Annotated in this window: 18 protein-coding genes, 1 tRNA gene and 1 other RNA gene; 5 read left to right on the top strand and 15 right to left on the bottom strand. The window is 68.5% G+C overall.

Annotation, left to right across the window (positions count from 1 at the left end):
• Nucleotides 1-5: 5 nt before the first annotated feature.
• The 4 genes from ABFX36_RS03055 to ABFX36_RS03040 form a co-directional block, all read right to left on the bottom strand.
• Nucleotides 6-362, bottom strand: coding sequence for a YbaB/EbfC family nucleoid-associated protein (locus tag ABFX36_RS03055; RefSeq protein WP_006897403.1), 357 nt, complete (start codon nt 360-362; stop codon nt 6-8).
• Complete coding sequence (locus ABFX36_RS03050) at nt 355-717, bottom strand: hypothetical protein (RefSeq protein ID WP_346074838.1); 363 nt, start codon at nt 715-717, stop codon at nt 355-357. The genes ABFX36_RS03055 and ABFX36_RS03050 overlap by 8 nt, the downstream gene beginning before the upstream one ends.
• A gap of 40 nt (nt 718-757) precedes the next feature.
• On the bottom strand, nt 758-1,624 hold the full coding sequence (locus ABFX36_RS03045) for a pseudouridine synthase (RefSeq protein ID WP_006897405.1): 867 nt from the start codon (nt 1,622-1,624) through the stop codon (nt 758-760).
• Between the two features lie 67 nt (nt 1,625-1,691).
• Entirely contained in the window at nt 1,692-2,129 is a 438-nt protein-coding gene (locus ABFX36_RS03040; protein WP_062366369.1) for an SRPBCC family protein, read from the bottom strand.
• Nucleotides 2,130-2,213: 84 nt separating this feature from the next.
• Between ABFX36_RS03040 and ABFX36_RS03035 the strand changes: the two genes are divergently transcribed.
• Together ABFX36_RS03035 and ABFX36_RS03030 are read left to right on the top strand one after the other, a co-directional pair.
• On the top strand, nt 2,214-3,635 hold the full coding sequence (locus ABFX36_RS03035) for an FAD-binding oxidoreductase (RefSeq protein WP_045540206.1): 1,422 nt from the start codon (nt 2,214-2,216) through the stop codon (nt 3,633-3,635).
• Entirely contained in the window at nt 3,632-4,900 is a 1,269-nt protein-coding gene (locus tag ABFX36_RS03030; protein WP_006897408.1) for a class I SAM-dependent methyltransferase, read from the top strand. Before ABFX36_RS03035 ends, ABFX36_RS03030 begins: the two co-directional genes overlap by 4 nt.
• Nucleotides 4,901-4,985: 85 nt before the next feature.
• Here the strand turns inward: ABFX36_RS03030 and ABFX36_RS03025 are convergent, their stop codons facing one another.
• The 4 genes from ABFX36_RS03025 to ffs form a co-directional block, all read right to left on the bottom strand.
• The gene (locus ABFX36_RS03025) at nt 4,986-7,226 is read right to left on the bottom strand and encodes a DNA polymerase III subunit gamma and tau (RefSeq protein ID WP_346074834.1); all 2,241 of its coding nucleotides are present in this window, start codon (nt 7,224-7,226) and stop codon (nt 4,986-4,988) included.
• 41 nt (nt 7,227-7,267) lie between these two features.
• The gene (locus ABFX36_RS03020; RefSeq protein ID WP_006897410.1) at nt 7,268-8,533 is read right to left on the bottom strand and encodes a glycosyltransferase 87 family protein; all 1,266 of its coding nucleotides are present in this window, start codon (nt 8,531-8,533) and stop codon (nt 7,268-7,270) included.
• 9 nt (nt 8,534-8,542) lie between these two features.
• On the bottom strand, nt 8,543-9,814 hold the full coding sequence (locus ABFX36_RS03015; RefSeq protein ID WP_006897411.1) for an aspartate aminotransferase type Ic: 1,272 nt from the start codon (nt 9,812-9,814) through the stop codon (nt 8,543-8,545).
• Nucleotides 9,815-9,873: 59 nt separating this feature from the next.
• Nucleotides 9,874-9,970: signal recognition particle sRNA small type (gene ffs, locus ABFX36_RS03010), an RNA gene on the bottom strand.
• A 59-nt stretch (nt 9,971-10,029) separates the two neighbouring features.
• Between ffs and ABFX36_RS03005 the strand changes: the two genes are divergently transcribed.
• Nucleotides 10,030-10,115: transfer RNA gene (locus tag ABFX36_RS03005), tRNA-Ser, on the top strand.
• A 114-nt stretch (nt 10,116-10,229) separates the two neighbouring features.
• Here ABFX36_RS03005 and poxB read toward each other — a convergent pair.
• From poxB to ABFX36_RS02990, 3 genes are read right to left on the bottom strand one after another with little or no spacing between them, the layout of a single operon-like run.
• Nucleotides 10,230-11,963 carry a ubiquinone-dependent pyruvate dehydrogenase gene (gene poxB / locus ABFX36_RS03000; protein WP_045539236.1) on the bottom strand — a complete coding sequence of 578 codons (1,734 nt, stop codon included), beginning with the start codon at nt 11,961-11,963 and terminating at the stop codon, nt 10,230-10,232.
• Nucleotides 11,960-13,105 (bottom strand): AI-2E family transporter, encoded by a 1,146-nt coding sequence (locus tag ABFX36_RS02995; protein WP_006897413.1) that lies wholly within the window; start codon nt 13,103-13,105, stop codon nt 11,960-11,962. Before ABFX36_RS02995 ends, poxB begins: the two co-directional genes overlap by 4 nt.
• A 59-nt stretch (nt 13,106-13,164) precedes the next feature.
• Complete coding sequence (locus tag ABFX36_RS02990; RefSeq protein WP_045539234.1) at nt 13,165-14,253, bottom strand: HtaA domain-containing protein; 1,089 nt, start codon at nt 14,251-14,253, stop codon at nt 13,165-13,167.
• Nucleotides 14,254-14,371: 118 nt separating this feature from the next.
• Between ABFX36_RS02990 and ABFX36_RS02985 the strand changes: the two genes are divergently transcribed.
• Both ABFX36_RS02985 and ABFX36_RS02980 read left to right on the top strand, forming a co-directional pair.
• Nucleotides 14,372-14,764: a VOC family protein gene (locus ABFX36_RS02985; protein ID WP_006897415.1), complete on the top strand. Its 393-nt coding sequence runs from the start codon at nt 14,372-14,374 to the stop codon at nt 14,762-14,764.
• Nucleotides 14,737-15,504 carry a helix-turn-helix domain-containing protein gene (locus ABFX36_RS02980; RefSeq protein ID WP_346074828.1) on the top strand — a complete coding sequence of 256 codons (768 nt, stop codon included), beginning with the start codon at nt 14,737-14,739 and terminating at the stop codon, nt 15,502-15,504. Before ABFX36_RS02985 ends, ABFX36_RS02980 begins: the two co-directional genes overlap by 28 nt.
• Before the next feature lie 19 nt (nt 15,505-15,523).
• Here the strand turns inward: ABFX36_RS02980 and ABFX36_RS02975 are convergent, their stop codons facing one another.
• Genes ABFX36_RS02975 through ABFX36_RS02960 form a run of 4 tightly spaced genes read right to left on the bottom strand, consistent with a single transcriptional unit; the run spans nt 15,524 to nt 19,170 of the window.
• Nucleotides 15,524-16,582, bottom strand: a complete 1,059-nt coding sequence (locus ABFX36_RS02975) for a DNA polymerase domain-containing protein (protein WP_006897417.1) — start codon at nt 16,580-16,582, stop codon at nt 15,524-15,526.
• A 1-nt stretch (nt 16,583) separates the two neighbouring features.
• On the bottom strand, nt 16,584-17,636 hold the full coding sequence (locus ABFX36_RS02970) for an ATP-dependent DNA ligase (RefSeq protein ID WP_006897418.1): 1,053 nt from the start codon (nt 17,634-17,636) through the stop codon (nt 16,584-16,586).
• A 60-nt stretch (nt 17,637-17,696) separates the two neighbouring features.
• Nucleotides 17,697-18,650 (bottom strand): alpha/beta hydrolase, encoded by a 954-nt coding sequence (locus ABFX36_RS02965; protein WP_346074825.1) that lies wholly within the window; start codon nt 18,648-18,650, stop codon nt 17,697-17,699.
• 4 nt (nt 18,651-18,654) lie between these two features.
• Nucleotides 18,655-19,170 carry an Lrp/AsnC family transcriptional regulator gene (locus tag ABFX36_RS02960; RefSeq protein ID WP_006897420.1) on the bottom strand — a complete coding sequence of 172 codons (516 nt, stop codon included), beginning with the start codon at nt 19,168-19,170 and terminating at the stop codon, nt 18,655-18,657.
• Nucleotides 19,171-19,244: the final 74 nt, after the last annotated feature.

The raw sequence follows: 19,244 nt of genomic DNA, 5'->3' as shown, positions 1-19,244 counted from the left end.
GTCCGTCAGCCCAGGCCGGGCAGTCCGCCGCCCGCCAGCGGCCCCATCTTCTCCGCGACCAGGGCATCGCGCTGAGCCACGAAGTCGGCGAACGCACCGACGATCAGATCCTGCAACGTCTCGACGTCCGCGGGATCGACCACCTCCGGCGAGATCTCGACGGCGGAGACCGTCCCGGCGCCGTCACCGGTCACCGTCACCAGTCCGTTGCCCGCCGACCCCACCACCGACGTCGCGGAGATCTCCGCGTGCGCCGTCTCCATCTGGGTCTGCATCTGCTGAACCTGGGCCATCAGCCCGGCCATCGGGTTGTCGCCGCCGGCGCCGCCGAACAGCGCACTGGGGTCGAATGCGTCAGTCACGACTCCCAGGGTAGTCGCCGGGACCGGCCAGGAGACGCTCGACGTGTTCGGCGAGTTCGGCGACCGTGGTGCCCGAACCCGGTACCACGCGGAACGACAGCACCTCGTCGCCGAAGAGTCGAGCCGCTCGCGGTGCGAGCGCGAACTCGAAACGGTCGTCACCGACGCGGCGCCACTGCACGACGCCCCCGTACACCGGGGCGCTCGCGCCCGTGGTCACACAGTATCCACCGGCCCGGGGACCACCGGGGAGATCGCGCAGCAACTGGAAGCAGGCGTCCGAGTCCTCGTCGAGGAACACCACACCCTCGCAGCCGAGGTCCGGGTGCCGTTCGAAGGATCCGATGATCGCCACGACCGCGAGGATACGCGCCGGAGACCCCTGCGCTCGCCGCTCAGCGGGCGGTGCGGAACTCCCGGCGCTCACCGCTGAACGGATCGGTGAACTCCAGTGCCGCGGCGACGAGCCGGAGGGGCCGGGAGAAGTCACCACGATCCGGTGCGGCCGCCAGGTCGGCGTCGACCTCGGGGTACAGCGGATCGCCGACGATCGGGACGCCGAGCTGAGCCATGTGCATCCTGAGCTGGTGGGTGCGGCCGGTGTGCGGCGCCAGACGGTATTCGGCCAGCCCGTCGCCGAGCCGGGTCGACAGTTCGATGTCGCTGATCGCGTTCACCTCGCCCTCGACGACGCGGGCACGCAGGTCGCCCGCGGTCTTGACGATCCGGTTCTCGATCCGCACGCCGCCGGCCAGAGCGTCGTCCGCCGGCGCGATCGCCCGATACTCTTTGCGAACGCGCCGCTGCGCGAAGAGTTCCTGATAGGCGGCCCGCACCTCGCGGCGGCGCGTGAACAGCAGCACGCCCGCCGTCAACCGGTCGAGCCGGTGTGCCGGGGCCACGTCGTCGGAGCCGAGTTCGCGACGCAACCGCACCAGCGCCGTCTGCGCCACATGCGCTCCGCGCGGCATCGTGGCGAGGAAGTGCGGTTTGTCGACCACCACGAGATCGTCGTCCAGGTGCAGGATCGGCATGTCGAAGGGCACCGGCGGCTCCCGCGGCGGGTCGCGGTACAGGTACACCGGAACCGGTCGGAGCACCGGCGCATCGAGATCGACCGGACGGCCGTCGGCGTCGACCAGTTCACCGGTGCGCGACCGCAACTCCAGATCGGCCGCAGTGACGCCGGTCAGGACCGGAGCCGCGAGGAGCGCCTCACGCACCGACCACCCGCCGGGGCCGTCCGGCAGACGCAGAACCACCCGGGTGGCATCGATGCCGTCCCGGGCGGTCAGCGGTTTGACGCGGCGGCGTCCCCTGCGGCTCAGCTCAGCTCTCGAGACGCTGCTTGAGATTGGTGAGAAGGGCCGTCTGGATGCGGTTGAGTCCCTTCGGGGCGAAGGTCTTCTCGAAGAACCCGCCGATGCCGCCCGCGCCCTTCCAACTCGTCGTGGTCTCGACGCGCGAGCCGGTGCCCTCGGCAGTGACGCGGTAGGTGGTGACCATCGTCGAATTGCGATCGGTCTCGGTGATCGTGTCGCCCGCGACCGTCACGTCGGCCAGCACGTCGCGCTTGCGCTTCTCGGTGGCCTGCAGAATCCAGTGGACCACCGTTCCCGAACCGTTGCCGCCCTCGTCGACGCGATAGTCGCGGTAGTTCTCGGGAAGAATGCCCTCGCGCACGTTCGCGTAGTCGGCCAGGGCCGCACTGACGGCCTCGGGAGCTGCGTTGATCTGGATTGCTGCGCTGGCTGTTAGCTGTCCCACGTCGGAAGGCTCCTTCTGAACTCGTCTTGGGTCCGATTCACTTCGTTCACCGTACGGCGATCAGGCTACGGTAGGAATGTGGCTTTGAACGCATCCGAGTACGACGATGCCGCCTTCGCGCGCGGCAAGCAGAAACTTCTCGACAGCTACCGAGCTATCCCCGACGGCGCCACTGTGCGACTGGCGAAGAAGACGTCGAATCTGTTCCGCAAGAGGGCCGAGACGTCCGCTCCGGGTCTCGACGTCTCCGAACTGCATCGCGTGATCTCGGTCGATCCCGAGGAACAGACCGCGCAGGTCGCGGGGATGTGCACCTACGAGGACCTCGTGGATGCGACTCTGCCGTACGGACTCGTGCCCCTGGTGGTCCCGCAGCTCAAGACGATCACCCTCGGCGGCGCCGTCACCGGGCTCGGTATCGAGAGCACCTCGTTCCGCAACGGTCTCCCGCACGAGTCGGTGCTCGAGATGGAGATCCTGACCGGATCGGGCGAACTGATCGTCGCGACACCCGACAACGAGCACCGCGACCTGTTCTTCGGATTCCCCAATTCCTATGGGACGCTTGGGTATTCGGTCCGACTCAAGATCAGGCTCGAACCGGTTCCGCCCTTCGTCGAGTTGCGTCACGTTCGCGTGCACAGCACCCGCGAGCTCCAGGATCTGCTCGACCGGGTCGCGACCGACCGCGAATACCGCGGCGAGCGCGTCGACTATCTCGACGGGGTCGTCTTCACCTCCGACGAGGCGTACGCCGTGCTCGGACGGCAGACCGACGAGCCCGGCCCGGTGAGCGACTACACCGACGCGAACATCTTCTACCGATCCATCCAGCACGACGGCGCCGAACCCAAACGCGATCGGCTGACCATCCGTGACTATCTCTGGCGCTGGGACACCGACTGGTTCTGGTGCTCCCGCGCATTCGGTGCCCAGAATCCGCGCATCCGCCGGTTCTGGCCCGCCAAGTACCTGCGCAGCAGCTTCTACTGGAAGCTGATCGGATACGACCAGCGGTGGAACATCGGCGACAAGCTGAACGCCGTCAAAGGTCTGCCGCCCACCGAGCGGGTGGTTCAGGACATCGAGGTCCCGATCGAGCGAACGGCCGATTTCGTCGACTGGTTCCTGGACGAGATCCCGATCGAACCGATCTGGCTCTGTCCGCTCAAACTGGCCGAGCCGTCGCCGATCGCCGTCGCCGGCGACGACGAGACCGTCCAGCCGTGGACCCTGTATCCGTTGGAGCGCGGGAAGTTCTACGTCAACATCGGGTTCTGGTCCGGGGTGCCCGTCACCCCCGGCCGGCCCGGGCACACCAACCGGATCATCGAGCAGAAAGTCAGCGAGCTGGGCGGACACAAGTCCCTCTACTCCGAATCCTTCTACGGCTCGGAAGAATTCGACGACCTCTACGGCGGCGAGGCGTACGACGATCTCAAGCGTCGCTACGATCCCCGCGGCCGTCTGCTCGGCCTTTACGAGAAAGCGGTGAAACGCGCATGAAGCTGGCCCAGATCTTCGAAACCCTCGTCGGCGACGATCTCGCCGTACGGATCACGGCATACGACGGCAGCACCGCGGGACCCGAGGACGCCGAGTACGGGCTGAATCTCAAGACCTCGCGCGGCACCACGTACCTCGTGACGGCGCCCGGCGACCTCGGGCTCGCCCGGGCCTACGTCTCCGGCGACCTCGAGCTGATCGGCGCGCATCCCGGCGACCCGTACAGCGCACTGCAGGCACTGGCCGCCGATCTGAAGTTCTCCAAGCCGAGCCCGCTGGAGATGGCTCAGGTGGCGAGGGCCATCGGGCTCGAGCATTTCAAGCTGATCCCGCCGCCCCCGCAGGAGAGCCTGCCCCGTTGGCGCCGGTTCGCCGAGGGGCTGCGACACAGCCGCGAGCGTGACGCCGAGGCCATCCACTACCACTACGACGTCTCGAACCGCTTCTACGAGCTGGTGCTCGGTGAATCGATGACCTACACCTGCGCGGTGTACCCGAACGCCGACGCCACCCTCGAGGAGGCACAGGAGAACAAGTACCGGCTGATCTTCGACAAGCTGAACCTGCAGCCCGGCGACCGTCTCCTGGACATCGGCTGCGGCTGGGGCGGGATGGTCCGGTACGCCGCGCGCCAGGGCGTCCACGCACTGGGAGTGACCCTCTCCAGCGAGCAGGCCAAGTGGGCGCAGCAGGCGATCGAGGAGCAGGGGCTGTCGAAGTTCGCGGAGGTCCGCTTCAGCGACTACCGCGACGTCACCGAAACGGGTTTCGACGCCATCTCGTCGATCGGACTCACCGAGCACATCGGCGTCGCCAACTACCCGAAGTACTTCGGATTCATGCGCGACAAGGTCCGCACCGGCGGCCTCATCCTGAACCATTCGATCACCCGCCCCGACAACCGTTCGCGGAGCAAGGCCGGCCCGTTCATCGACCGCTACGTGTTCCCCGACGGCGAACTCACGGGATCGGGCACCATCATCTCGAAGATGCAGGACGTCTCGCGCCTCGAAGTGCTGCACGAGGAGAACTTCCGCCACCACTACGCGATGACGCTGCGCGACTGGAACGCCAACCTCGTCGCGAACTGGGACGAGGCGGTCGCCGAGGTCGGCGAAGGCACCGCCCGCCTGTGGGGGCTGTACATGGCGGGATGCCGCATCGGCTTCGAACGGGACATCGTGCAGCTGCACCACGTCCTGGCGACCAAGATGCAGCTCGACGGAACCACGAATCTACCGCTGCGTCCCTGGTGGCAGCCGTAGGTCCGAGTTCGTGAACGAATCCCCGATTCGCCGTCCGGCCTGCGCGGCCGAGTAGTCGGCGGGTCGGGGATTCGTCTACGCGCGGCTACTCGACCGGCCGAGCGCCGAGCTCCGACTTGAGCAGTTCCAGGGCCACCTGGTCGGGGTCGAGACGGTCGTCCGGGGTCCCCGACTGGGCCTGCGCCACCATCTCGTCACGTTCGGCGTCGGTCAGCTCCTCGTCGGGCACCGGCGGCTCCGGTTCGGGTTCCTCCGGCGCGGGCGGCGGGGCCGGTTGCTCACCGTGCGTCTGCTCCGACCGTGGCCGGCTCGGCCGGGTGTACGTCTGACGGCGGGGCTGTTCCCGTTCCGGGGTGCGCTGCGGGGTCGGCGCCGCCGCCGGTGCCGACCCGGGCTGGGCGTGCACGACGGCGACGCTGAAGCCCTCGCCGAAGACCTCGACCACCGCGGCGGTCAGGGCACGCAGTCCGCGATCGTCGGACAGGCGTCCCACCAGCGCGGGATGCGGATGTCCGAGCACCACCTGGGTGCCGTCGACCTGATGTACGAAAGCGGCCGAGAGCATCGCTTCGAGGACGGTGCTCTGCGTCCGCACAGCCGCACGGATGTCCGGCCACCGAGCCGAGACGGCGTCCACCGTGAGTCCTGTCGGGGCCTGCGGTTCCGGTTCGGGGGCCGGTTCGGACGCGGGATCGGGCTGGTGCGGCTCGTCCGCCGGCGGGAGCTGATCGGCGTCCATCGGCGGTTCGGGCGGTGGCGGGATCTCCTCGTCCGCGGCGGAGCGCTGCACCTGTTCGCGCTGCGTGTGCTCGCGTCCGACGGGCTCGCGCTGCTGCGGCGGCTCCGGAGCCCGTGGATCAGACACCTCCGGCGGATGGGGAGCCGAGACCGCGGGCTCCTCGGCGCGCGGCGCCTCAGCGGACTCGGGGGCGGGAGTGCTGGGTTCGGGTGCGCTGGGTTCGGGTGCGGGCGTGCTCGGCCGCGGAGCGGGAGGCTCAGGCGCGCGGGGCTCGGATGCCGGCGCAGGCGCATCGGCCGTGTCGACGGCCGCACGCGCTTCTTCGACGGCCTTGCGCTGCGAAGGCCGGACGAAGCGCGGTGCGGGCTCGTCCGCGGCGGGGGCGGCGGGAGCGTCCGTCACCGCGACGGGCACGGAGCCCGGGGCGGATGCTCCCGCGGGACGCCGTTCCAGCGTCTCGATTCGCTGCAGCAGCGCAGCGTCGTCGGCCGAGGCCGCAGGCAGAAGCAGACGGGCGCACATCACCTCCAGCAACAGGCGCGGCGACGTGGTGCCGCGCATCTCGCCGAGCGCGGTGTGCGCCACCTCGGCGTACCTCGTCAGAGTCGCGGGCCCCAGTTCGGCCGCGGCCTCGCGCATCGCGGCCAGTTGATCCTCGGGGGCCTCCACCAGCCCGCGCTCGGTGGCGTCCGGCACCGCCTGCACCAGGATGAGGTCGCGGAAACGGTCGAGCAGATCGATCGCGAAGCGTCGCGGATCGTGCCCGGCGTCGACCACCCGCTCGACGACGCCGAACAACGCTGCGCCGTCGCCCGCCGCGAGGGCCTCCACCGCGGCGTCGATCAGCGCCGAGTCGGTGACACCGAGCAGGGCGAGCGCGCGGTCGTAGGTGACGCCCTCGTCACCCGCACCGGCGAGGAGCTGATCGAGGATGCTGAGGCTGTCGCGCGGGGAGCCGCCGCCGGCGCGAATCACCAGCGGATACACCTCGGGCGCCACCACCACGCCCTCCTTGGCGCAGATGTTCTCCAACAGACCGCGCATCACCGGCGGCGCGAGCAGACGGAACGGATAGTGGTGCGTCCGCGACTTGATGGTCGTCAGCACCTTCTCCGGCTCGGTGGTCGCGAAGATGAAGATCAAGTGCTCCGGCGGCTCCTCGACGATCTTCAGGAGCGCGTTGAAGCCGGCCGACGACACCATGTGCGCCTCGTCGATGATGAAGACGCGATAGCGCGACTCGGCCGGCGCGTAGAACGCGCGGTCGCGGAGATCGCGGGTGTCGTCCACGCCGCCGTGGCTGGCCGCGTCGAGCTCCACCACGTCGAGATTGCCCGGTCCGCCGGGACCGAGCGAGACGCAGGACGAGCACGTGCCGCACGGGGTCGACGTCGGGCCCTGCTCACAGTTGAGTGAGCGGGCCAGGATGCGGGCCGACGAGGTCTTGCCGCAGCCGCGCGGACCGGAGAAGAGATAGGCGTGATTGATGCGGCCGGTATCGAGGGCTCGGCTCAGAGGCGCGGTGACGTGCTCCTGGCCGACGACTTCGGCGAAGGTTGCCGGGCGATAGGTGCGATAGAGAGCCACGACGCAAGACTACCGGCGAGCCCCGACAGCCGTGCCGGCGCTCACGACCGGCCGGCCGCGGGCGCCGGTCGCCCGGGTCCGGGCCGTCGATACGCCACGATCGTCACCACCGAGGTGACGACGAGGATCAGTGTCAACGGCTGGGTGGTGAACCAATCGAACGGCGGGGGGTGCTTGAAGAACAGGCCCGTCAGGTACGCCTCTTCCACGCTGCGGTTGGCGTACCACATCGGGAAGGCGAAGTGCGTCCGCCAGGCGATCGCGGATGCGAACCCGCCGAGGGCGAGCGCGGCCAGCGCGAAGGCGCCCGGGCCGGGGATCCGTTCGGCGATCTGGTGGATCGCGACGACCAGCAATGGGACCAGCCACACCCAGTGGTGCGACCACGCGACCGGGGAAACCGCGCACGAGGTCATCCCGACGATGGAGAGCGCCAGCAGTTCCTGACCGTGCCGATGCGCCAGGACGCAGGCACGGCCCGCCAGCAGCACCAGCGCGGCGGAGAGCACCAGCCACAGCAGGGTGCTCGGGTGGTCGGTGTGGGTGAAATTGGCGATCGCGCCGCGAATGGACTGGTTGCCATAGGTCTGCGGCGAGGAGACCCGGTCGGAGTCGAACATCGTGCCGAACCAGAAGTCCTTCGACGCCGACGGCATGAGGGCGAACCCGAGCACCACCGACGCCGCGAAGCCGGCGGCCATGCGCGCCGCGGTCCGCCATTGCCGGATCGCCAGGAGGTACGCACCGAACATCAGCGGTGTCAGCTTGATGCCCGCGGCGATACCGGCGCCGACGCCCCGAAGCCGGCTGCCCTCGGGCCGCGCCAGATCGGCGATCACCAGCAGCATCAGGAAGACGTTGATCTGTCCGAACCAGATGGTCGACCGTACCGGCTCGAGCAGCGCGCTCAGCAGCACGATCGACACCGCGATCGCACGCAGCCGCCAGGTGACCTCGTGTCCGAGACTCTTGAACCCGAGCACCACCACCAGATACAGCGCGACGAAGATCGCGATGGTCCAGACCAGGTGCGCCGGGCCCGCCGCCATCCACGCGAAGGGAGCGAAGAGAACCACCGACAGCGGCGCATAGGTGAAGTCCATCTGGCCGAGCAGCTTGGCCTGGTAGAGATCACCGCCGTCGAGCACCACCTGGGCGCCCGCCCGGTACACGTCGAGATCGAGGAAGTTCTGGAACAGCCCCCAGTACGGCTCGGTGAAGGGGATCAGGGAGTGCTGTGCCCAGACCGAGAGCAGCCCGGCGAGGAGGAATCCGACGACCGCCGGCGTCGACCGTTCGAGCTTCACCGGGAGTCGCTACTCGGAGCCCAGCAGCACCTCGGTCGCGGCGAGCAGCGCGCAGGTGGCGACGCCGTCCATTGCGGTGGCGAGCTCGTCGATCGACGGGAAGGTCGGGGCGAGACGGATGTTCTCGTCGCGCGGATCCTTCTTGTACGGGAAGGTGGATCCGGCGGCCGTCAGCGCGATGCCGGCATCCTTCGCCAGCTCGATGGTGCGTTTCGCGGTGCCGTCGATGACGTCCAGGCTGATGAAGTAGCCGCCCTCGGGGTGAGTCCATGAGGCGATCTTGCTGTCGGCGAGCCGGTCCTCGAGGATCTCCAGCACCTTCGCGAACTTGGGTGCGATGAGCTCGCGGTGCCGGGCCATCAGTTCACGCACGCCGTCGGCGTCGCGCAGGAACATCAGGTGCCGCAGCTGGTTGAGCTTGTCCGGACCGATGGTCGAGACGCTGACGTTCTTTGTGAACCAGTCGAGGTTGGTCTTCGACGACGCGAAGAACGCCACGCCGGCGCCGGCGAAGGTGATCTTGCTGGTGGACCCGAAGACGTAGACGCGGTTCGGGTTGCCGGCCTCGGCGGCCAGATCCAGGATCGGCAGCGGTTCGGGTGCGCGTTCGACCAGCGTGTGCACCGCGTATGCGTTGTCCCAGTAGATGCGGAAGTCGGCGGCGGCGGGCATCGCGACCAGCTTGCGCGCGACCTCCTCCGACACCGAGTACCCGGTGGGGTTCGAGTAGGTCGGGACCAGCCACATGCCCTTGATCGACGGATCGGCGGCGGTCAGCGCCGCGCAGGCATCGACGTCGGGGCCGTCGGGGTTCATCGGGACGGTGATCATCTCGATGCCGTACCGCTCGGTGATGCCGAAGTGGCGGTCGTAGCCGGGAGCCGGGCAGAGGAACTTGATCGGCTCGGCCGACCACGGCTTGTCGGAGTCGGGGTTTCCGCCGAGCAGTGAGTGCACCGTGATGTCGTGCATGATCTGCAGGCTGGCGTTGCCGAGGGCAAGGGTGCGGTCGGCGCCGGTGCCGAGCAGTTCGCCGAAGATCGCACGGAGTCCTGGCAGACCGGTGACGCCACCGTAGTTGCGGCAGTCGGTGCCGTCCGGGCTGGTGTACGTCTGCCCCGGCAGCGACAGCATCTCGTTGGAGAGGTCGAGCTGGTCGGGGGCCGGCTTGCCGCGTGTCAGATCGAGCTTGAGTCCGGCTGCCCGGAGGACCTCGTAGCGCTTTCGCAGATCGTCTTGGGTGGTGCGGAGTTGGTCGACACTCATCGAGTGAAAGTTCAACGTGAACCTCTCCCACAGACGCGGCCTCGCGGCGGCTGCAGATGTAACGCGCGAAAAAAGTTAAGCGGACCCCGCGCACCCGAGAGAGCCCGTTGACCCTTGCTGCCTTCCGGCCCTGGGGGAGTTCACAGGATGCACGCCGCGCGGGATCCGTAGAACAGTGTAGCGGGTCGTTTTGGGTTCCATGCACCCCACCCGCTACGATCGTTCTGCCTGGAGGATTCGCCTAGTGGCCTATGGCGCTCGCCTGGAACGCGGGTTGGGTTAACAGCCCTCAGGGGTTCGAATCCCCTATCCTCCGCAGATGTGGTCCCCTGCCCGTTTCCGGGCAGGGGACCACTTGAATTTCGCGCGCAGAATCCTGTCGAGTCGGCACCCTCTCAGGTACTCAACTCGACAAGATTCTCGTGCTAGCTCAGAAGAGCCGCTTGAGCAGGTTCGTCTCGGCGAGGTCGACCAGTTCGTCGCCGCGGCCGGACATCACGGTCCGCAGCGCGTACAGCGCGAAGCCCTTCGCCTGAGCGGCGGAGATCGCGGGCGGAATCGACAGTTCCTGCCGCGCGGTGGTGACGTCGAGGACGGCGGGGCCGTCGTGCGCCAGGAAGTCGCGCACCGCGGCTGGCAGGGCCGAGGCATCGGTGACGCGGCGGCCCCAGATCCCCACCGACTCGGCCAGCGCAGCGAAGTCCGGATTCTCCAGATCGGTGCCGAACGTGACGAAGCCCGCCGCCTTCATCTCCAGCTCCACGAAGTTGAGCGACGAATTGTCGAAGACGACCACCTTGACCGGCAGCGAATTCTGGACCAGCGTCAACAGCTCGCCGAGGAGCATCGCCAGCCCGCCGTCACCGGCCATCGCGATCACCTGACGCGCGGGGTCGACCGCCGAGACTCCCACACTCTGCGACAGCGCGTTGGCCATCGATCCGTGGTTGAACGATCCGATGAGACGACGCCGGCCGTTCATCTTCAGGTAGCGGGCCGCCCAGACCACCGGCGACCCGACGTCCGGGACGAAGACTGCGTCGTCGGCGGCCATCTCCGACAGCAGCTTCGTCAGGTACTGCGGATGGATCGGATCGCCGTCGGCGGACGACGTCGCCAATTCGTCAAGCCCGGCGCGAGTGCGCGCATAGTGGTCGAGTGCCGTGGTCAAGTGCTCGTCGCTGCGGCCGCCGGAGATGAGCGCTGTCAGCAGGGGCAGTGTGTCGGCCGCGGATCCGATGAGCGGGAGATCCACACGGCAGCGCCGACCGATCTGGCTGCCGCGGACGTCGAGCTGAATCGTGTACGCCTTCGACGGCAGGAACTGGGAGTACGGGAAGTCGGTGCCGATCATCAACAGCGTGTCGCAGTGCTCGATGGCGCGGTAACCCGACGAGAAGCCGAGCAAGCCGGTCATGCCGACGTCGTAGGGATTGTCGTACTCCACGAACTCCTTGCCGCGCAGCGCATGCACGATCGGCGCCCGCAACGCCTCGGCCAGCGCCACGAGCTCGTCGTGGGCACCCGCAACTCCGGCGCCGGCGAGGATCGTCACGCGCTCGGACTCGTTGAGCCGGACGCCGGCGAGCTGCAGCGACTCGTCGTCCGGGCGCATCACGGTGCCCGCCGCCCGAATCCGGGACACACGGTCCGGCCTGTCGATCTTCTTCAGGAACAGTTCGCCCGGAATCACCAGGACCGACACGCCTCGCTCCTCCACCGCCGTGCGGACGGCGATGTCGAGAAGGTAGGGCAGCTGGTCGACGGTGCTCAGCGTCTCGCAGAAAGAACTGCATTCGGCGAAGATCTGCTCGGGATGAGTCTCCTGGAAGTACCGCGTCCCCACATTGCCCGCCGGGATCTGCGCCGCGATCGCCAGTACCGGCACCCGCGACCGATGCGCGTCGTACAGGCCGTTGACGAGATGGAGGTTTCCCGGACCGCAGCTGCCGGCGCACACCGCGAGCCCGCCGGTGATCGCGGCCTCACCCGCCGCCGCGAAAGCGGCCCCCTCTTCGTGACGCACATGCGTCCATGTCACGTCCTTCGACGTCCGCAGGACGTCGGTGAAGCCGTTCAGCGAGTCACCCGGGATGCCGTAGATCCGTCGCACCCCGGCTGCCGCGATGGTGTCGACGATGAGGTCTGCGACCGTGTAGCTCATGGATTCTCCCCTCCGGAGACGTCGACGGGCTCCTCCAGGAGCCAGTCCTGATCGAGGCCCTCCTGGGGCCGGAAACTCACCGCGGTGTTCGCGAAGGCCAGCAGCGGGACGGCGAGCAGGCCGCCGACGATTCCCGCGACCATCAGGCCGATCGCGATCACCAGGATCACCGCCACGGGGTGCAGCTTCACCGAACGCCCGAGCAGGAAGGGCTGCAGCACATGCCCTTCCACCTGCATCACGACGATCAGCACGACCACCACCAGCACCGCGGTGAACCAGCCGTGCGTGGCCAGCGCGACGAGGACCGCGAGCGATCCCGCGGCGACCGATCCGACGATCGGGATGAACGCGCCGAGGAAGATCAGCGCCATCAACGGCATCACCATCGGCACCCGCAGGATCGCCAGGCCGATGCCGATGAACACGGCGTCGATGAACGCCACCAGCACCGTCGCGCGGACGTACGACTGCAGCGTCCGGTAGCCGGCGTCGCCCGCCCCGCGCACGTGCTCCCGGTGCGCCGACGGCACGATCCTCGTCACGAACTCCCAGATGCGGTGGCCGTCGTACAGGAAGAAGATCAGCAGGAAGACCGTCAGCAGTGCGGCCGTCACCAGTTTGGTGGCGACGGTTGCGGTGTCGAGGGCTCCGGTCGCGATGCTGGCCTCGTGAGCCTTGAGCCAGTCGATCATGTCGTTGCTGACGTTGCGCAGGTTCTCCGAGTCCATGTGCAGCGGCCCGGTCTCGAGCCAGTTGCGGGTCTTGGAGATGGAATCGGCGATGTCGCCCGACATCCGAGGGATGCCCACGATCAGCTGCTGAACGACGAAGGTGAGTCCGGCGGCGATGATCGCGAAGGTCGCGACCACCGCGGTGAGAACCCCCACTGATCGCGGGATCCGGTGCCGCTCAAGCCATCCCACCAACGGCACGAGGAGCGCCGAGAGCAGGATCGCGACGGCGACCGGGACGAAGACCTCCTGTGCGAAGAGGAAGAGCTTGCCGAGCGCGTACAGCCCCGCGGCGAGGATCAACAGACGCCAGGTCCACGCGGCGGCCGCGCGAACGCCCGGATGGACCTGTGCTGCGGCCCACGACGGGTCGTTCGGGGACGGGCGGTCGCCCGGTTCGGCGCTCACACGGCGAGCTTACTTGGGCTCGGCGATCCGCGAGCGGTGTCGAGGCCGCCGATCCGCCGTCAGAACCGCACGGTCACCGGCGACGCCTGCCCCAGCGACAGCGCGGCGAGGGAGACGGGAGTGATCCCCGAGCGGAAGGCGGCGGCGATCGCCGTGACGTCCTCACCGCGCGAGAGCCGCTCCACCTGCGACCGCGTGAGCGTCAGATCGGCGACATCGACACGCCGCAGAACGTCGTCACCGTTCATGTCGGTGGTGGACGTGCGCATGCTCAGCACCGCGCGGGTGCCGTCGACACGGATGATCGGATCGGCGAGCGCGATCTCGAGCAGGTGGAACTTCGTGGACGCGACGACGGTTCCGCGGTACCGCAGTTCTCCCCGCCCGTTGCGGACCGTGTTCTCGGCGAGCGCGAACGACATCGCTCCCGCGTCGTCCACCCCCGCGCCGCCGCTCCCCGACAGCGCACCCGAGGTGGTGCCGCGGACGGTCTGCGCGAAGCTCGGCGAATACGCCCACACCAGGTTCTTCGGTGCGGGCTGAGGCGTGTTCGGGCCCGGCTGCGTCGAATAGTCGAGCGGCACCGACAGCTCCTGGGCCGCGTTCACCGCGTCCGCAGCACCGAAGGTGTAGATGCCCCAGCGGCCGCCGGCCGGCGAGGTCTTCGGCGTGGCCAGCGTGATGCGGGCGGTGAACTCGCCGCTGCGGCTCAGCGGCACCCACTGCTGCCGGACGGTGCGGCGCATGTCGAACGGAACGTCGGGCACCCGGTCGAGCGCGTCGCGCGAGAGCACCCACTTGGTCTGGGCTCGGACGGTGGTCCGCGACGATTCGGGAGCTCCCTGCGACGGCCGCCAATCCGGCGCGAACGCACCGAAGGTCACGAACGTCCCGTGCGGCACGCCCGGCGGGACCGGAACCGGAAGACCGGAGGTGTTGGCGCGCGGATCGAAGCCGGTGCCCTTGACGACCACCTGATCGCCGGGGTGCAGTCGCGTCGCGCCGGCCGGGGTGACCCCGTCGGCGAGGAACACCTCGATGGCGGGCTTCCACGTCTTGGCGTCGGCAGTCCCTACGCAGAATGCGGTCAGCGACAGTGCCGTCAGGCCGGCGGCGAACAGCACGGCCACCCGAAGGAGCTTGTTCATGAGCCGAGCCTAACCTATGTCCACTTCCGGTCGAATGGGGCTTAAGTCCCGCGACCGAGACTGCACCGCGTGCCGATTTCTTCAAGAACGCGGCGACGCACGGGCCGACACTGGAGACATGAACGAGAGAAAAGACACCAACATCTGGGCAGGCATCACCTCCGACGACCCCGTCGCACTGCGCGAATGGCTCGAATCCATCGGCTTCGAACCCGGAATCCTCGTGGAGGGCGACGGCGACGGCGAGGTCCTGCATTCGGAGATGCTCTGGCCCGACGGAGGACGGGTCATGGTCCACTCCGCGTGCAAGAAGGACACGACGTTCTCCACTCCGGTCGGATCGGCCTCCCTCTACGTGGTCGTCACCGACCCCGACGCCGTGTACGCGAAGGCGACGGCGATCGGTGCGCGACTGGTCCGCGACATGGCGGAGGAGGACTATGGATCACGAGGGTTCTCCGTCGCCGACCCGGAGGGGAACACATGGAGCTTCGGAACCTACGCGGGCTGACCGGCGTCGGGATCGTCCCCTACGACGTGACGGGCAGCGCTCCAGGCGAGCACCTGGGGCTGCCCGGCACCAGCGCCACCCTGGTCGTCGACCTCGCCGACGGCCTCGTCCTCAGTTCCGGCGACAGCCCGGTCACCACCACCTTCCGGTGCTGTATCGCCGGGATCCACCTGCGACCGGTCACGATCCACCACAACGGCGTCCAACGCGGCGTGCAGCTCGACCTCTCGCCGGCGGCGGTACGCGCACTGCTCGGGATGCCCGCCGGCGAGCTGGCCGGGCAGATGGTGGAACTGTCACAGATCGACACCGCGTTCGCCCGCCGACTTCACGAACGACTCGCGCAGACTCCGGCAGGCGAGCGGGGCGCGGTGTGCGCCGCGATGCTCGCCGAGACGGTCTCCGAGGACACACCGCGGTCGGACGCATTGTCGGTCTGGGAGGTGATCGCCCGCCGCCGCGGTGATGTCACCGTTTCCGAACTGGTCGAATCGTCGGGCTGGTCGGCGCGACACCTCACCGCGATGTTCAACGCAGAGTTCGGCATCGGCCCCAAACAGGCGGCCCGCCTCACCCGATTCGAGACCGCCCGCGCACGGCTGGAGTCCGGGCACCGGGCCGTGGACGTGGCCGCATCGTGCGGTTACGCCGACCAGGCCCACATGTCACGGGAGTTCACCGAACTGACCGGATACTCGCCGCGCGCCCTGCTGAAGCGCAGGGCCGAGGAGTTCGCGTGAGCGCTGCTCCGACTGCCGGTCACTCCACCCGGTTCCCCGCCTCATCCCAATGCTCGGCCACCTTCTTGCTCGGCTGGACGCGCGGCGGTTCGCCCGGCATCTTCGGGTAGTTCGGCGGGTAGACCATGTCGCCGAGACCGTTCGCCTCGTCGCGCTCGACCATCTCGAGCAGGCGCTCGAGCCCCGAGTGGTGCTCGTCGATGCCCGACCACGGATCGCCGCGCCGCTCCACCAGAGCCGGGACGGTGGCGACGGTGAGATCATCGGGATCGACGTCGACCAACTCCTCCCACGTCACCGGTGCGGAGACGCGGGCGCGCGCGGACTTGCGCACCGAGTAGGGCGAGGCCATCGACCGGTCGCGCGCGTTCTGGTTGTAGTCGATGAAGATGCGGTCGCCGCGCTCCTCCTTCCACCACGACAGGGTCACGGCGGCGGGGTCGCGCCGTTCCAGTTCGCGACCGAACGCGATCACCGCGCGCCGCGTGGCGATGAAATCCCACTCCGGGCGGATCGGTACGAAGACGTGCACCCCGCGACTGCCCGAGGTCTTCACGTACCCGGTCATCCCGAGATCGTCGAGCAACGGTCTGACCAGATCGAGCGCCACCCGGCGGACGTCGTCGAAACCCTTGCCGTCCGGCGGATCGAGGTCGATCCGAAGCTGATCGGGATGGTCGTTGTCGGGCGCCATCGTCGGCCAGGTGTGGAATGTGACAGTCCCGAGGTTGGCGGCCCATACGACGTCGGCCGGGATCCGGGGGCAGAAGGCATCGCCGGTCCGCTTGGACGGGAACACGATTCGCGTGGACTGCACATGATCGGGGTGATGCTTCGGCAGGTGCTTCTGATAGATCTGCTCACCGTCCACGCCGTCCGGGAAGCGCTGCAGGAAGGTCGGGCGCCCGCCGATCGCGCCCAACAGCGGTCCGGCGAGCGCCACGCTCCGGTAATAGTCGACGAGATCGGCCTTGCGACCGCCGTGCTCGCCCAGTTCGGGGAAGTAGATCTTGTCGGGGTTGCTCAGCTTCACCTCGACCCCGTCGACGTCGAGCAGGACCGGCTTCGGTTTCGGCATGTCACTGTCCTCCGGTCACGAGAACGTCGAAGACGTCGTAGGTCAGGGGCACGTCGAGCTGGTCGTAGCCACAGCTCTCCGGTTCCCGGTCGGGGCGCCACCGGAGGAACTTCACCGTGTGCCGGAATCGCTGATTCTCCATCTGGTCGTAGGCGAACTCGGCCACCAGCTCCGGCCGGATCGGAATCCACTCGCCGCTGCCGGCCGCGCGCCAGCGGCTCACCTCGCCTTGTGCGACGCGATCCGGATCGAGCCGCATCGGCTCGAGCATCTCCTGCAGTTCGATCCGCTTCTTGTCGGAGAACGCACTGGAACCGCCGACCATCCGCAGTTCCCCCTCGGCGTACAGCCCGAGCAGCATCGACCCGAGTCCGGTGCCCGACTTGTGAATGCGATACCCGATCACCACGCAGTCGGCGGTGCGCTTGTGCTTGACCTTGACCATCTCCCGTTTCCCCGGGACGTAGACGCCGTCGAGCCGCTTGCCCACGACGCCGTCGAGCCCGGCGCCCTCGAACGCGGTGAACCAATCGGTCGCGACCGCCGAGTCCCGGGTGACGCGGCTGACCTGGATGCGGTCGTCTCCGGATTCGGCAGCGGCGTCCAGCAGCGCGCTGCGCCGGACCTCGAATCGCTCCGCCGTCAGGTCCATCGAGTCGGTGGCCAGGGCGTCGAAGCCGATGAACACGGCCGGTGTCTCCTCCGCCAGTCTCGCCACGCGCGACGCCGCGGGGTGGATGCGTTGCGAGAGCGAATCCCAGTCGAGCCGGTTCACCCCGCCGATGGGCCGGGCGACGGCGACCTCGCCGTCGAGGACCACCCGCTCGGGAAGCACCGCATGCGCCGCGTCGACCAGCTCCGGAAAATAGCGGGCCAGATCCTTGCCGCCCCGCGAGGACATCACGACCTCGTCCCCGTCCCGGAAGATCAAGGCCCGGAAGCCGTCCCACTTGGGTTCGTACGACCACACCGGCTCGCCGCCGGGTTGGTCGGGCACGGCGGTGACCGCCTTGGCCAGCATCGGTTGCACGGGCGGGTTCACCGGGAGGTCCACCCGTTCATCGTCGCCGAGCAACCGGTGGTTGGCAATCACCCCGGCCGTCGGCGGCACGGCTCAGGCGATGTCGGCGCGTTCCCGCCCGGCGCCCACTGCTCGCCGGACGAACTCCGCCACCCTGGCCACAGCGTCCCTGGTCTGCGCCGAACCGGGGACCGCGGCGGGGAAGGCGTGGATCTGACCGGCGTACAGGTGGAGTTCGTTGGTCACCCCGGCGCGGTCGAGGGCGGCGCACAGGTCCATCGCGTCCTTCTGCAGCGCCTCGCCGCGACCGCAGACGACGATCGCGGGCGGGAACAGCCGCGCCACCGCGTCGAGCGTCACGTTCAGCTCGCCGTCCAGCACCTCCGGGCCCTGGTCGTAGAACTGCCGCAGCTTCTCGATCTTCTTGATCGGCAGCATCGCGTCGTGACGGCTCGTCCGATCGGCGCCCGGCGAGAGGTTGAGCAGCGGCGACAGCCCGACGTACGCGTCGGGGCGGGCGAGGCCGTCCCGCGCGGCGTACTCGACGATCTTGGCCGCGATGTAGCCGCCCGCCGAGTCGCCCGCGACCACCACGGCGTCGAACTCGCCCGACCGCCGCAGCTCGCGGTACACCGCATAGCCGTCGCGCACCGACGTGCCCACGCCGACTTCGGGGCACTGCCGGTAGGCGACGTTGACCACCGGCGCTCCGACCGCCCGCGCGATCGCGGCGGCGATCGGCCGGTGGGTGTCGAGGCCGCCCGCGAGGAACGCGCCGCCGTGCGTGTACAGCACGGCGATCCGCGAATCCTCGATCCCGTCCGGCGTGATGCGCTCGACGCGAACCTCGGCGATCGTCTCCGGCGTCACGAAGACGCCCCGGATCGGGCGGGCGTTCCGCGCCGCCCACTGATCGAGGACCGCCAGCCGGCGGAGGGTGGAGGGCGTCGCCGGAATGATGCGCATGAGCGTTTTGACGATCAATCGGCAGAGCCAGAACACCAGGAAGGAACGGGCGTCTCGCTCATCGTGTTCAACCAACGGCATCGTCTCATCCTCCCCCACCTGCGCGCGGCGGAGTCGATCGACCCCAACCCGTCCCCTTCGCCAACTCCGCCAGCGCCGGCACCGCACGGCGCGGCAGCGGCTCGGTCAAGGTGAGCCAGGTGGTGGAGTGGATCACGCCGGGGTACCCCACGATGGTCTCGATCAGCTCCAGCAGCTCGGGCTGAGTGGCTGTCGCGACGCGCACGAGCAGATCCTCCCGCCCGGTCACCGTGTGCACCTCGATCACCTGCGGTATCTCGGTGACCTCGCGCGCGATTCTGGTGAGGCTGCCCTGCTCGGTCTCCAGCGCGAGGAAGGCCTGCACCACCAGACCCGCCTGCGCCAGGTCGATCTGTGGACGGTAGCCGGCGATCAAGCCGCCTTCTTCGAGCCGCCGGATCCTCGACTGCACCGTGTTCCTCGAGATCCCGAGAGTCGTCGACAGACTCGCCACGCCCTGGCGGGCATCCCGCTCGAGCAGTTTCAACAACTCCACGTCGAGCTCGTCGATGCTGAGCATATTCGTCACCTCTCACTGAGATCCACGTCACCAACTGAACAAATCTACCAGTTGCAGATCGATCAGTTGACCAC

This window comes from Gordonia cholesterolivorans (genome assembly GCF_039531975.1).
Taxonomy (GTDB): domain Bacteria; phylum Actinomycetota; class Actinomycetes; order Mycobacteriales; family Mycobacteriaceae; genus Gordonia; species Gordonia sihwensis.
Note: the sequence above shows the minus strand (reverse complement) of the source record. Positions and strands in the feature narration are given on the sequence as shown.